The 13,089-nt window shown below is 61.7% G+C and carries 10 protein-coding genes; all 10 read right to left on the bottom strand.

Features of this window, described 5'->3' with window-relative positions:
• Positions 1-32: 32 nt before the first annotated feature.
• Positions 33-983 carry a FecR domain-containing protein gene (locus AB4P90_RS01625; protein ID WP_395605594.1) on the bottom strand — a complete coding sequence of 317 codons (951 nt, stop codon included), beginning with the start codon at positions 981-983 and terminating at the stop codon, positions 33-35.
• Positions 980-1,489, bottom strand: coding sequence for a sigma-70 family RNA polymerase sigma factor (locus AB4P90_RS01620; RefSeq protein ID WP_019819531.1), 510 nt, complete (start codon positions 1,487-1,489; stop codon positions 980-982). Before AB4P90_RS01620 ends, AB4P90_RS01625 begins: the two co-directional genes overlap by 4 nt.
• 74 nt (positions 1,490-1,563) lie before the next feature.
• Complete coding sequence (locus AB4P90_RS01615; RefSeq protein ID WP_014716374.1) at positions 1,564-3,009, bottom strand: efflux transporter outer membrane subunit; 1,446 nt, start codon at positions 3,007-3,009, stop codon at positions 1,564-1,566.
• The gene (locus AB4P90_RS01610; RefSeq protein ID WP_014716373.1) at positions 3,006-4,064 is read right to left on the bottom strand and encodes an HlyD family secretion protein; all 1,059 of its coding nucleotides are present in this window, start codon (positions 4,062-4,064) and stop codon (positions 3,006-3,008) included. Before AB4P90_RS01610 ends, AB4P90_RS01615 begins: the two co-directional genes overlap by 4 nt.
• Before the next feature lie 15 nt (positions 4,065-4,079).
• Positions 4,080-5,615, bottom strand: a complete 1,536-nt coding sequence (locus tag AB4P90_RS01605) for an MFS transporter (protein WP_395605593.1) — start codon at positions 5,613-5,615, stop codon at positions 4,080-4,082.
• Between the two features lie 226 nt (positions 5,616-5,841).
• Positions 5,842-6,762 (bottom strand): LysR family transcriptional regulator, encoded by a 921-nt coding sequence (locus AB4P90_RS01600; RefSeq protein WP_003187445.1) that lies wholly within the window; start codon positions 6,760-6,762, stop codon positions 5,842-5,844.
• A gap of 60 nt (positions 6,763-6,822) precedes the next feature.
• On the bottom strand, positions 6,823-7,695 hold the full coding sequence (locus AB4P90_RS01595; RefSeq protein WP_014716370.1) for a TauD/TfdA family dioxygenase: 873 nt from the start codon (positions 7,693-7,695) through the stop codon (positions 6,823-6,825).
• Positions 7,696-7,910: 215 nt separating this feature from the next.
• On the bottom strand, positions 7,911-9,275 hold the full coding sequence (locus AB4P90_RS01590) for an HlyD family type I secretion periplasmic adaptor subunit (RefSeq protein WP_395605592.1): 1,365 nt from the start codon (positions 9,273-9,275) through the stop codon (positions 7,911-7,913).
• The gene (locus AB4P90_RS01585) at positions 9,265-11,421 is read right to left on the bottom strand and encodes a type I secretion system permease/ATPase (protein ID WP_019819525.1); all 2,157 of its coding nucleotides are present in this window, start codon (positions 11,419-11,421) and stop codon (positions 9,265-9,267) included. The genes AB4P90_RS01590 and AB4P90_RS01585 overlap by 11 nt, the downstream gene beginning before the upstream one ends.
• 40 nt (positions 11,422-11,461) lie before the next feature.
• Complete coding sequence (locus tag AB4P90_RS01580) at positions 11,462-12,817, bottom strand: TolC family outer membrane protein (protein WP_014716368.1); 1,356 nt, start codon at positions 12,815-12,817, stop codon at positions 11,462-11,464.
• Positions 12,818-13,089 lie beyond the last annotated feature (272 nt).

The raw sequence follows: 13,089 nt of genomic DNA, 5'->3' as shown, positions 1-13,089 counted from the left end.
GCAAAAACCGACAAGCCCTGTACAAAGTATTTTCAGATCCGCGCCTTGATCGTTACCCAATAACGGGTCACCGCCTGCACGTGCACGGGCAACGAACGCTCCAAGGCGGCCAGGATCGCGTCGGTGTCGTTCAGCGGGAACACGCCGGTCAACAGCAGGTTCGACACCGCCTGATCACAGCGCAACAGGCCCGGGCGGTAGCGACTCAGTTGCGCCACGAACTCACCCAACGGCTGACGTTCGGCAACCAGACGATGCTCGGTCCAACTGCTGGCATTGGCGCTCACTGCCGGCAACGCGGTGCTTTGACGCGCGTTGAACCACAGGCTGTCCCCTGCCTGCATATGCACCGGCGCACCCTGCAACGGCGTGACCCGCAGGCAACCTTCATACAAATCCACACGGCTGCCGTCGGGCAATTCACGTACCGCAAAGCGCGTGCCCAACGCCTGTACATCACCGGCAGGCGTTTCGACGATCAGCGGGCGCGAGGCATCGTGGCCGCTGGTCAGCAAGACCTCGCCTCGGATCAGCCGAATACGTCGTTCGGTAGCGCTGAAACGCAGGTCTACGGCGCTGTCACTGTTGAGGTCCAGTTGCGTGCCGTCGCTCAAGGTCATCTGGCGAATTTCGCCCGTGGCGGTACGCAGCTCTGCAAAGGCCGCTCGCCAGGGTTCGCTGCGTTGCACCAGGTAGCCGCTGCCACCGGCCACCAACAGCAGGCCGAGCAGTTTGAGCGCGGCCCGACGTTGGGTATCCGGGGTGTCGCGCAATACCGCGCGAGCGCTGTCGGCAGGTACACCGCCCAGGGTGTGTTGCAGCTGCTGCAAGCGCTGCCAGGCGCGGCGGTGTTCCGGGTCAGCGGCCTGCCAGCGGGCAAACGCCTGGCGCTGCTCGCCCTTGAGCTCGCCGCCCCATTGCAGCATCAACCACTCGCTGGCTTGCTCGACAATCGCGGGGGCGATGGGCGCGTCGTGCTTCATTCTTCGTACACCACCTGGTAGCAGGCGACGATGGCGCGGGTCATGTACTTCTGCACCGAGCTGACGGTGACGCCCAGGCGTTCGGCGATTTGCGCATAGCTCAAGCCTTCGAACTGCGAAAGTAAAAACGCACGGCGTACATTGTCGGGCATGCGGTCGAGCATGGCGTCGATCTGCATCAGGGTTTCGAGGATCAGCGCGCGGGTTTCCAGGGAAGGCGACTCGGGCTCGGGCAGGTGCGCGATGCTTTCCAGGTACGCACGTTCGATGCGCAGGCGGCGCCATTGGTCGATCACCAGGTTACGGGCGATCTGCGCCAAATAGCTGCGGCTTTCCTTGTCACCCGGGAAACGCCCGGCCACCAGCAGGCGCAGGAAGGTGTCCTGCGCCACATCGGCGGCCTGCTCACGGTCGCCCAGGCGCTTGCGCAACCAGCCTTGCAGCCAGCCGTGATGGTCGCGGTACAGGATGTGAAGCTGTTGCTGGCCGTCAGTCGCGATGCCCATGAAAAGCTCAGAAGTGTTATTGAGAGCAATTATCATTACATCTTATTTGACGACTGACAAAAACTCTTTCTCACTCAGCGCCCAGCGGCCTGCAACGGATACACCGACTCCCACCCTCCTCCCAACGCTTTGTACAGCCCGACCATGGCCAATGACACGCCGGTGGAGCTCTCCACCCACTGTTCCTGAGTCGCCAACAACGCACTCTGCACGGTGAGTACGTTGACGAAATCCGCCACGCCTTCGACGTACTGGTGTTGGGCGGTGGTCAGCGCAATTTGGTTCTGGCGCACGGCTTCCGCGAGGCTGTCGCGGCGCAGTTGGCTGGCGTTGTAGCGGGTCAGTTGGTCGTCGATTTCATGCCAGGCACGCAGCACGGTTTGCTGGTAGGCCAGGGCCGCTTCCTGTTGCTGGGCTTCGCGTAAATCCACCATGCCTTGCAGGCGCCCGCCGTTGAACAGCGGCAGGCTCAACTGCGGGCCGAAGGCAAAGGCACGGGAACCCCAGGAGCCGAAATCCGAGAGCTGCATGGCTTGGGAGCCGAGGCTGCCAGACAGGGTGATGCGCGGGTAGAAGTCGCCCTTGGCCACGCCGATGCTGGCAGTGGCAGCGTGCAGGCGGGCTTCGGCTTGGCGGATGTCGGGGCGACGCTCGGCGAGTTCCGATGGCAGGCCGATCGCGACCTGGCGTTGGGTTTGCGGCACGGGAGCGTCTTTGGACAACTGCGCGTGCAAGGCCTGAGGCGGCTCGCCCATCAGCAGGCTAAGGGCGTTGATCAATTGGTCCTGGCGCTGTTGTAAATCCGGCAGGCGCGCTTCGATAGCCGCGACCTGGGCGGCGGCTTCGGCCACATCCAGGTCGGTGGCCACGCCGTCGGCCAACCGCAATTGCGAGAGCTTGAGGCTGTGGCGCGCAACATCAAGGTTTTGCTCGGTGACGGCACGGGTGTTTTGGACGCCGCGCAGTTGGATATAGTCCTGGGCAGTCTCGGCCAGCACCGATAACAACACGGCGCGACGGTCGTTTTCGGCAACTTCCAGCGTGGCGTCGGCTGCTTCGGTTTCACGCTTGACCCGGCCCCAGAAATCCAGCTCCCAAGAGGCCGAGAAGCCCATGTCCCATTGGTTGAAAGCTGCGCGGCCGTTCTCGCCGGAGGGGTCGTTCAAGCCTTTGCCACTGTTACGTTTGCGCTGGTAGCCGCCGCCCGCATCGACATTCGGGTAGCGCTCGGCGGTGGTTACCTGACGTACCGCGCGGCTCTGTTGCAGGCGGCTGCTGGCCAACTTCAGGTCGAGGTTATCGCTGAGGGCGCGGCGTGTCAGGGCTGAGAGCTGCGCGTCGTGGAACACGTCCCACCAGCGCTCCTGCAAGGGATCGCTGACGGCACGGCTGGCAGCTTGTCGGCCCTGAGGTTCGCTCCATTGATTGATCTGCGGGCTCTCGGGCCGCTGGAAGTCGGGACCGACCGTGCAGGCACTCAGGGTGATCAGGCTCAAGGTGAGCCAGGCAACGTGTTTCATTGCTGGGCCACCTCACGCTGCTGCTCGACGGGCCGGGTATCGACGCTCGCTTCTACCGACATGCCCACGCGCAGGCGCTCGGTCAATGGCTGGTTCGGCTCAAGCACGATCTTCACTGGAATACGCTGCACCACCTTGGTGAAGTTGCCGGTGGCGTTGTCGGGTTTGACCGAGGCGAAGGTCACTCCCGTGGCTGGCGCAAGGCTTTCCAGATGGCCTTTGAGCAGTTCGCCGTCAAGGCTGTCGACGCTGACTTGCACCGCTTGCCCCGCGTGCATATGCGACAGTTGGGTCTCCTGGAAATTGGCCACCACATAGGCTTCAGAAAGCGGCACGACCGCGAGGATCTTGCTGCCCGGTGTCACATAGGCGCCGACCCGCACCGCACGCTCACCGACCATGCCATCCACCGGTGCGACAATGCGCGTGTAAGACAGCTGATAACTGGCCATTTCCAGCGCGGCCTGGGCGCGTTTGAGTCCACCTTCGGCGGCGTCACGCTGGGCGGTGAGGATTTCCACCTGCTTGCGTTCGGCGGCCAGCACGGCGGTGGATTTAGCCAGGCGCGCAGTAGCCTGGTCGATGCGCGTCTTGGCTTGCTGGGCGTTCTGCACGGTGCCCGCACCGACGCCGGCAAGGTGGTTGTAGCGGTTCAGTTCGTGTTCGGCAAAGGCCACTTCGGCGCGATCTGCTGCCACGGTGGCCTGGGCCTGGGCGATCACCGAGCTTTGGCGCTCCAGGGTCGCGCTGGCGTTTTTCAGCTGGGCCTGGGCGACCAGGGTGTCGGCATCGGCGGCCTGGGCGGCGGCGCGAAAATCGCGGTCGTCGATCAACGCCAGCAGTTGCCCGGCTTTGACGCGCTGGTTGTCTTCCACCAGCACTTCCTTGATGAAGCCGGCAACGCGGGGAGCGACCAGGGTGAAATCCGCCGCGACGAAGGCGTCGTTGGTGGTCTGGTGCTTGCTGCCCAGTACGCCCGGCGCAACCAGGTAAACCAGCACACCGACGGCAAATACGGCGATAACGGAGACGGCAATTTTATCTTTGCGTTTCATGGAAAGTCCTTGTGGTCAGGCCGGAGCGCGAGGCGGAAAGATCCGCGTGGGCATCCAGAAAATCAGCAGGATCAACGCCACCGCGACACCGGCCATGACGACGTAAAGATCCGAAGAGGTCAGCACCACGGTCTGCTCGTGCAAGCGGTGGACGAGGCCCGGCGCGTCAGCGTCGGCAAGGGGCGAATTGCCCAGGCGGTCTACTAACATGGTTGAATGGAAATGCCCGCGCTGGGTGGTCAATGTATCCAGCACCGCAGTGGCGATCACAGCGGCCAGGCCCTTGACGGTGTTGAACCAGGCCGAGGCAAACGGCCCTTCGATGGGTTGGATACTGCCGGTGGACAGCATCAGCAGCGGCAGCACGGCCATGGGCTGACCGAAAATCTGCAGCAGGTACCAGCCATAAAAGTCGTCACGAATCCACGCCGAGGTCAGGTGGGAACTGCCGAGGCAGCACAGCACCAACATACTCAGGCCAATGCCCAGCACCCAGCGGCAATCGACCCAGCGCAGGTTGCACAGCGCCGCCACCAGCGGCAGCGCGATCAACTGCGGCAACGCCATCAGCAGCATCACCGGTGCGGTCTGCAGCGGCCGGTAGCCCTGAACCTGAGCGAGGAAACTGGACGGGATGATGATCACCGAGGTCAGCACCATCAGCACGCCGGCCAGCACGATCAAGGCAAACGCCAGGTTGCGCAGGCCGAGCATCTGCAAGTTGAAGAAGGGCAGTGGCTGTGACCATTCGTTGAGCATGAACAGCGCCAGCAACACTGTGCCGCCACACAGCAGGAAGGTAATCAGGCCCGACTCGAACCAGTCCAGGCGATTGCCTTGCAACAGGCCGATCACCAGCATGCAAATCGCCGGGAAGCCCAACAGCAAACCACGCCAGTTGAACTGCTTGAAGCGCTCCAGGCGCAGTGGGTCTTGTGGCAAACCGTAGGCCACGGCCGCCATGGCCAGCAGGCACGGCGCGACGATCTGCCAGAACGCCCACTGCCAGCCGACGTATTCGGTCCACAACGCCGCCAGCGGCGTGCCCAGGCTGGGGCCGAAGGTGGCGGTCAGTGCGTAACCGGCCAAGCCATACAGCTTGACGTTGGCCGGCAGGAAACGCAGTGCCACGGTCATCAGCATCGGCGGCAGCGCGCCACCGGCCAGACCTTGCACGGTACGCAGCAGCAGCAGGCTTTCGTAGTTGGGTGCGAACGGGCAGAGGATGCCCAGCACGGTGAACAAGCCGATGGCGCACAGCGTGAAACGGCGCAGGGAAAACGTCACCGAACACCACGGCGCAAACGCCATGGCTGCCACGGAAGTGGCGGTGTAGGCGGCGACCAGCCAGGTGCCTTCATCAAAGCCGATGTATAGCGCACCACGGATATCGGCGAGGGCGACCTTGGTGACCATTTCGTTGAGACCGGAGACCAGTACCGCCAGCAATACGCCGAGCAAGCCGATGATGATGCGCGGGCCGAATACGGGTGGGCTCAGAGCCGTAGGTTTGGCTGCGGCCTGGAGGACGGGGGCAGCGAGGGACGTCATGAACAGGTAACTCGGAATAAGAAATACCCGAGCAGTTTAATCAGGCACTCTCATGACAAAAAGTTACTTGTTAGCAGGTTATAAGTGCGTCAGACGCAACTTTGAACATCAACACTGAACCCTGTGGGAGCTGGCTTGCCTGCGATTGCGGCCTGACAGATGAAAATGTGTTGTCTGACGCGCCGCTATCGCAGGCAAGCCAGCTCCCACATTGATTGCGTTCGCTTTATACCGGCTGGGCTTCTAGCCAGGTGGCATGACAGCTCTCGCGCATGGTTTCGCGCAGCCACTTATGGGCCGGGTCTTTGTCGAAGCGTGGGTGCCAGGATTGGGCCAGAACCAGGGTTTGCAGTGGAATCGGCAAGGCAAATGCGCGCAGTGGCAGGTTCAGACGCTTGGCGCTCAGGAGGGCTTCCTTGGGTACCGGCAACAGCAGGTCGGAATCGGGCAGCATGAACATCGCACCGTGAAAGCCTGGGGCGATCATGGCCACCCGGCGCTCCAGGCCCTGAGCATTCAACGCAGTATCGATGGGCCCACGGGCGATGCCGCGCCGGGAGATGCTGATGTGGGAGTAGCTGGCAAAGCGTGCCGCCGTGATTTCTTCGTCGAACAACGGGTGGTCTTGCCGCGCCAGACCGACAAAGGTGGTGGAGAACAGGTTCTGCACCTTCACTTCCGGGCTGGCCGGCATGGTGTTGCTCACCCGCAAGTCCAACCGCCCTTCGCGCAGGGCTTCATCGTCAGTGTCGCCTTCGGGCACAAAGCGCAGCTCACACAACGGCGCCACACGCTCCATGGTGTCGAACAGTCGCCCGCCATACACGCCGATGAAAAAGTCATTGGCACGCACGCTGAAACGACGGCGCAAGGTGCTCAAATCGACTTGGTCCGCCGAACGGAACAACAACGCAGCCTGCTCCACCACATTGCGCACCTGGCCTTGCAGCTCAAGCGCCTTGGGCGTCGGCACCAGGCCACGGCCGGCACGTACCAGGATCGGGTCACCGACCGCTTCACGGATACGCGTGAGGGTGCGGCTCATGGCGGCCGGGCTGAGGTTCATCCGCCGCGCGGCGCCCACCACACTGCCCTCGTCGAGCAACGCGTCGAGGGCGACCAGCAGGTTCATGTCCGGTAGTTGCATGCCAAGCACTCGTGGTTCGTTGGGAGTGAACTGGGCGCAATCCTAGCAGGCTTTATCGGGTTAGAAAGGCGCGTCACCCTGAATGGTGGTGCGGAACAATTTGCGCCGCAGGTGGCTTGGGCACCCGGCGGCCAGGTGGATCAGCGAGCGGTTGTCCCAGAACACCAGGTCGTGGGGCTGCCACTGGTGGCGGTAGATGTTTTCCGGCAGCACGCTATGGGCGTAGAGCTGGGCCAGCAGGTCACGGCTTTCATCATCGGGCAGGCCGACGATACGGGTGGTGAAGCCCTCGCTGACGAACAGCGCCTTGCGGCCGTTTTCCGGGTGGGTGCGCACCACCGGATGCACCACTTCGGCAACCTGGGCGAGCTGTTCCGGGGTGAGGGTTGGGCGCCAGTTGCCTTCGAATTTGGTTTCGCTGTAGCGCGCCGTGTAGGAATGCGCGGCGCTGCGGCCTTCGACGGCGTTGCGCAGGTGGCCTGGCAAGTGCTCCCAGGCTTTGTGCATATCGGCGAACAGGGTGTCGCCGCCTTCAGATGGCAGTTCCTGGGCATGCAGCATCGAACCCAGGCTGGGCAGTTCTTTGTATGACAGGTCCGAATGCCAGAACTTGCCCGCATCCCCCAGGCCGATGGATTGGCCATTCTCAATGATATTGGAGACGATCAGGATCTCGGGGTGGTTGGCCAACAGGAACTGTTTGAGCACATGGATCTGCAACACGCCGAAACGGCGGCTGAAGGCGATCTGTTGTTCGGGGGTGATGCGTTGGTCGCGGAACACGATGACGTGATGGTCCAAGTGTGCGCGGTGGATGCGGGCGAAGTCCTGCTCGTTGACTGGACGGGATAAGTCCAGGCCGATGATCTCGGCGCCGACGCTGCCGGGGAACGGGTGGATGTCGAAGCTTTGGAGGGCGGTGGTGGCAGACATTTGATTCATTCCCGGCGGACAGGGGAGTGAATTTATAGGCATAAGGATGGAAGCTTAAATACCGTTAGCGCATATGGATATGGCGTTTGGTTTGAGCTGTAGCGTGATGCTGACGGCCTCATCGGGGGCAAGCCCCCTCCCACATTTTGATTTGTGAACCCATTCAAATGTGGGAGCTGGCTTGCCTGCGATGAGGTCGGTACAGGCGCTGAAGATCAAAGCTCGTGCAACGCCTCGGCCCGCGCCTTGATGATCGGCTTGAGCAGGTAGCTGAGGATGCTTTTCTTGCCGGTGATGATATCCACCGAAGCAACCATGCCGGGGATGATCAGCAGCGGCTTCTCATCGGTGCCCAAGTGGCTGCGGTCGGTGCGCAGAGTGATCATGTAGTAGGTGGTCTTCTTGTCTTCATCAGTGATGGTGTCGGCGCCGATGCGTTCGAGCTTGGCCTTCAGGCCACCGTAGACCGTGTAGTCGTAAGCGGTGAACTTGACCACCGCTTCCTGCCCTGGGTGCAGGAAGGCGATGTCTTGCGGGCGGATCTTGGCTTCCACCAGCAGGGTGTCGTCCAGCGGCACGATTTCGACCATGTCGCTGCCCGGCTGGATCACACCGCCAACGGTGTTGACCAGCAACTGCTTGACGATCCCGCGCACGGGCGAGGTGACCAGGGTGCGGCTGACCCGGTCTTCCAGCGCGCGGCCGGTGGACTCGGCCTTGTTCAGTTCTGTACGGGCTTCGTTGAGTTGGGTCAGGGCTTCGCTGCGGAATTTGCCGCGGGTTTCATCGATCTTGCGTTGCACTTCCTTGATCGCCGATTCAGCACGCGGGATCGCTAGAGTGGTAGCGTCCAACTGTCCGCGGGTTTCCATTTCGGCGCGCTTGAGGCGCAGCACTTCTACCGGCGACACCGCGCCCTGGGCCACCAGCGGCTCGGACATGTTGATTTCCTGGCGTTGCAGGGACAACTGGCTGCGGTATTGGCCCTGCTTGGAAGTGAACTCGCGCAGTTCCTGTTGGCGCTGTACCAGTTGTTCCTGCAAACCGCCCACTTCATCCTTCAACTGTTGACGGCGGCTTTCATACAAGGAGCGCTCGTTGGCGGCCTGGCTCGGCGCGGCCTTTAACACCTCGTCAGGGATGTTCAGCGGACGGTCATCCACCTGCGCGCTCAAACGCTCGACGCGCAGTTGCATGGCCAGGCGCAGGGCTTCGGTTTCCCCGGCGTTGGAGACAAACCGCGTGTCGTCGAGACGAATCAACGGCGCGCCGGCCTCTACGATCTGGCCTTCCTTGACGTACAACTCGGCGACGATACCGCCTTCCAGGTTCTGGATTTTCTGCAACTTGGACGACGGAATCGCCTTGCCGTCGCCACGGGTCACTTCGTCGATCTGGGAGAAACCGGCCCACACCACCAGGAATACAAAGAACGCGATGATCGCCCAGATGGTCAGGCGGATGACCCGTGGCGCATCTTCGATCAGCGCCTTGTTGACCTCGGGCAGCGGCTGGCCCTGCAGCGAATCGGAGCCTTTGAAGTAGCGGCCGACCGCACTCTTGATGGAGTTAAGCAACACTGATCTGCCCCTTCTTCAACGCTTCCATGACCACGGCTTTCGGGCCGTCCGCGAGAATCTGCCCACGGTCGACCACCAGCAGGCGGTCGACCAGAGAGAGCAGTGAGGCTCGGTGCGTAACCAGCACCACGGTCTTGTTTTGCACCACGGCTTGCAGGCGTTGCTTCAAGCGTTCTTCACCGGTGTTGTCCATGGCGCTGGTGGGTTCGTCCAGTAGCAGCATGGGCGGGTTGAGCAGCAGCGCACGGGCCAGGGCAACGTTCTGGCGCTGGCCGCCGGACAGGTTCTGCCCACGCTCGCCGACTTGCAGTTCGTAGCCTTGGGGATGCAGGCGGGCAAATTCGTGCACGCCGGCCAGTTCGGCAGCTTGCAAAACCATTTCATCCTCGACGTAGCGCGCACCGCTGACCAGGTTGTCGCGCAGGGTGCCGGCCAGCAATTGAATATCTTGGGCGACATAGCCGATGTTGTGGCGCAGCTCGCTCACGTCGATCTGGCGCACGTCCACGCCGTCCACCAGCAAGGAGCCGGAGTCGGGTTGGTAAAGGCCGACGATCAACTTGGCCAGGGAGCTTTTGCCCGAGCCGCTGCGGCCGATGATGCCGATTTTCTCCCCTGGCTTGATCACCAGGTTGATGTTCTTCAGCGCCAGGTTCTGCTGGTTCGGGTAAGTGAAGTTCAGGCCCCGGCACTCGATGGCGCCTTGCAGGGTGCGACGGCTCATGGGGCGCTCTTCGAAGTTGCGCTCCTGGGGCAGCTCCATCATCTGGTCCACCGAGGTCATGGTGACCTTGGCTTGCTGGTAGCGCGTCAGCAGGCCCGACAGCGAGGCCAACGGGCTCAAGGCGCGGCCACTGAGCATGTAGCAGGCAATCAGGCCGCCCATGCTGAGGTTGCCGTCGATGATCTGGTACACGCCGAACACGATCATGATCACGCCGGCCAGTTGCTGGATCAGCAGGGTCATGTTCATCGACAGGCCCGACAGCAACTTCACCCGCAGCTCAAGCCGGCTAAGGGTGCCGATGGTCTGCTCCCAGCCATACTGGCGCTCGCTTTCGGCATTGTTGACCTTGACCGCATCGAGCCCGGCGAGGGTTTCGATCAGGCTCGACTGGCGCTCGGCGGCCAGCGCCATCGTGCGTTCCATGGTCGCGACCAGGGGCTTCTGCAAGGCGTAGCCGATGCCCAGGGCGAGCGGGAACGCCAACACTGGAATCCACACCAGGTGCCCGCCGAGAATGGCGATGACCAGGAAGATCAGCAGCGTAAACGGCAGGTCGATCAGGCTGGTGAGGGTCAGCGACGCGAGGAAGTCGCGCAGGCTTTGAAACTCGTGGATGTTCTGCGCGAAGCTGCCGACCCGCGCCGGGCGGTATTTCATGGACATGCCGACGATGCGCTCGAACAGCGTGGCCGAGATGATCAGGTCGGTTTTTTTACCGGCCAGGTCCAGGCACAGGCTGCGCAGGCTCTTGAGGATCAGGTCGAACAGGTAGGCACCACAGATACCCACGGCCAGCACCCACAGGGTGGCGGTGGCCTGGTTCGGCACGACGCGGTCGTACACGTTCATCACGAACAGCGGCGCGGCCATGGCGATGATGTTGATCAGGAAGCTGGCGGCGATGGCGTCGGTGTAGAGCCAGCGTGAACGCATGAGGGTGTCACGGAACCACGAGCGTGCCCGCGGAATCAGGCTGCCGTGGTTGACGTCGAACTTGTGCTGCGGCTGTGCAAAGAAGACTTTGCCGATGTAGTCGTCGGCCAGTGCTTCGCGCTTGATCAGCACTTCACCGCCGTCGCTTTCGCTGAGCAGGATCCGCGCTTGATCTTCGCCCTCCCAGCCCACCAGCACGGTACTGCGACCGTCCTTGAGCAACAGCAGCGCCGGCAGTGCAATGGTCGGGATCTGTTCCAGCTTGCGTTGCAGCAGCCGGCCTTGCAACCCGGCCCGCGCAGCGGCACGCGATAGCAACTCGGCACTCAACCGTTGCGAAGGCAGCGGCAGGCCGGTGGTGAGCATGGCCGCACTGGCCGGTTTTTGATGCAGGGCGCAGAGCGCCAACAACCCGTCGAGTAACGGGTCGTCGTGCAGTGCGCGTGGATCATGACTGAGATGAACTCGACTGACTTCAGGTTCCACGCGGGCACTCTCGACTAACAGATGGGGCTATTGGGGTGGCTCAATTCATCCCAGGCAGTTGGACTTTAGGTTTCACGTCGTTCTGCACGACGGAGGCCATTGGTGCAACCACTCCCTGGCTCTTGAGCAATTCGCCCATGGTCGCCTTGATTCGGTACTGAGTAAATAACTGAATGTTCTTGATTTCTTCCAGGCGGCGGGAAGCGGTGAACAATTCATTTTCGCTGTCGAGCAAATCCAACAGGGTACGTTGACCAAGGCTGAACTGTTGCTGGTAGGACGTACGTACGCGAGTGCTGTGATCCACGTACTGCTGGGCAACCGGCAATTGCGCGTTGGCGTTGTTCAGGGCGTTCCAAGCCAAGCCTAGCTCTTCATTGAGTTGGCGCAAGGCGTTGTTGCGAATGTCCAACGCCTGGTTGGCCTGGTAGGACTTCGATTGCAGGTCGGCCTTGTTGCTGCCACCGGCGAACAGGTTGAAGCGCATGCGCACCATGGCTTCCCAGCCATTGCTGTGGTTGGGGTCACCGGAGACGTTGTTGTCGGCGTTGGTGCCCAGCTCAGCGTCAAAGCGTGGGTAGAAGGTGGATTTGGCGGCGTCGTACTGCTTCTCGGCGGCAGAGATATCCGACTCGGCCGAACGCAGTACCGGGCTGTTGTCGAGCATCTGGCGACGGGCTTCATTCAGGTCTGCCGGCAGCATGGCCATGAACGGGGCCGGACGCTCGAGTTCGTCGGGCATCTGGCCGACGGCGCTGAGGTAGTTGACCTGCGCATCGGCCAGGTTGGTCTGCTCGGTGATCAAGTTGTTACGGGCCTGGGCCAGGCGGGCTTCAGCCTGGTCCTGGTCGGCACCGTTGCCGACGCCGCGCTCGGTGCGCAACTTGATCTGGTCGTAGATGCGCTCGTGGTTGCGCAGGTTGTCTTCGGCCAGGCGTACGAACTCACGGCGGGTCAATACTTCCAGGTAAACCTGGGCAACGGTCAGCGCAGTGCGCTCGGAAGTCCCCAGCAAGGAGTAAGCGCGGGAATTAACGTTGGCTTGTTGACGCCCGACTTCGCTGGAGGTAGCAAAACCGTCAAAAATCATTTGCTGCAGGCGCAGGCTGGATTCGCCGCGATTGAGCGTGTCCCAGTGATTGCCGCCAGGGTTGTTGGCGCGGGTTGTGGCGTTGTCGGTTCCTTGGCGGCCGTATCCGGCGTTCAGATCGACACGCGGCAGGTAGCCACCTTGTGCGGCGCGCAATTGGTAATCGGCGGCGATGCGGCTGTTAACACCCGCCTGGATTTCCGGGTGTACATCCAATGCCTGTTGCATGGCTTGGGGCAGTGTCTGGGCTTGTACGAAACTGGCGGCGAGAGCGAACGGTATTGCCTTGAACAGGTGCAGACGCATTTAAAATTTCCCCAAGACTTCTTGTCTTAAATCACAGCGATTAGCACCGCTGCGTCGGATAATGGCTACCGTAATGACCGTACGTCGGAAAGTTCGAAAAGCGGAACTGCTTCACACATGTAGGACGGTTCGCCGCATAAATATCAATGTGACATTACTAGGGCGATTGTTTAGGATGGCGACCATAAGGTCAATAGTTTGGCACAAACTAGATAGCTAAAAAATCCAGCCAAATATTTGACGTCAATGCATTTATAGACTACGCCCCCAGA

The organism is Pseudomonas sp. B16120, assembly GCF_044218845.1.
GTDB classification, from domain to species: Bacteria; Pseudomonadota; Gammaproteobacteria; order Pseudomonadales; family Pseudomonadaceae; genus Aquipseudomonas; species Aquipseudomonas paracarnis.
Note: the sequence above shows the minus strand (reverse complement) of the source record. Positions and strands in the feature narration are given on the sequence as shown.

Coding starts and splice junctions, on each gene's coding strand:
- AB4P90_RS01615 (WP_014716374.1), bottom strand. CDS start 3,009: ATGAAACACGTTGCCTGGCTCACCTTGAGCCTGATCACCCTGAGTGCC.
- AB4P90_RS01620 (WP_019819531.1), bottom strand. CDS start 1,489: ATGGGCATCGCGACTGACGGCCAGCAACAGCTTCACATCCTGTACCGC.
- AB4P90_RS01625 (WP_395605594.1), bottom strand. CDS start 983: ATGAAGCACGACGCGCCCATCGCCCCCGCGATTGTCGAGCAAGCCAGC.
- AB4P90_RS01580 (WP_014716368.1), bottom strand. CDS start 12,817: ATGCGTCTGCACCTGTTCAAGGCAATACCGTTCGCTCTCGCCGCCAGT.
- AB4P90_RS01610 (WP_014716373.1), bottom strand. CDS start 4,064: ATGAAACGCAAAGATAAAATTGCCGTCTCCGTTATCGCCGTATTTGCC.
- AB4P90_RS01600 (WP_003187445.1), bottom strand. CDS start 6,762: ATGCAACTACCGGACATGAACCTGCTGGTCGCCCTCGACGCGTTGCTC.
- AB4P90_RS01595 (WP_014716370.1), bottom strand. CDS start 7,695: ATGTCTGCCACCACCGCCCTCCAAAGCTTCGACATCCACCCGTTCCCC.
- AB4P90_RS01605 (WP_395605593.1), bottom strand. CDS start 5,615: ATGACGTCCCTCGCTGCCCCCGTCCTCCAGGCCGCAGCCAAACCTACG.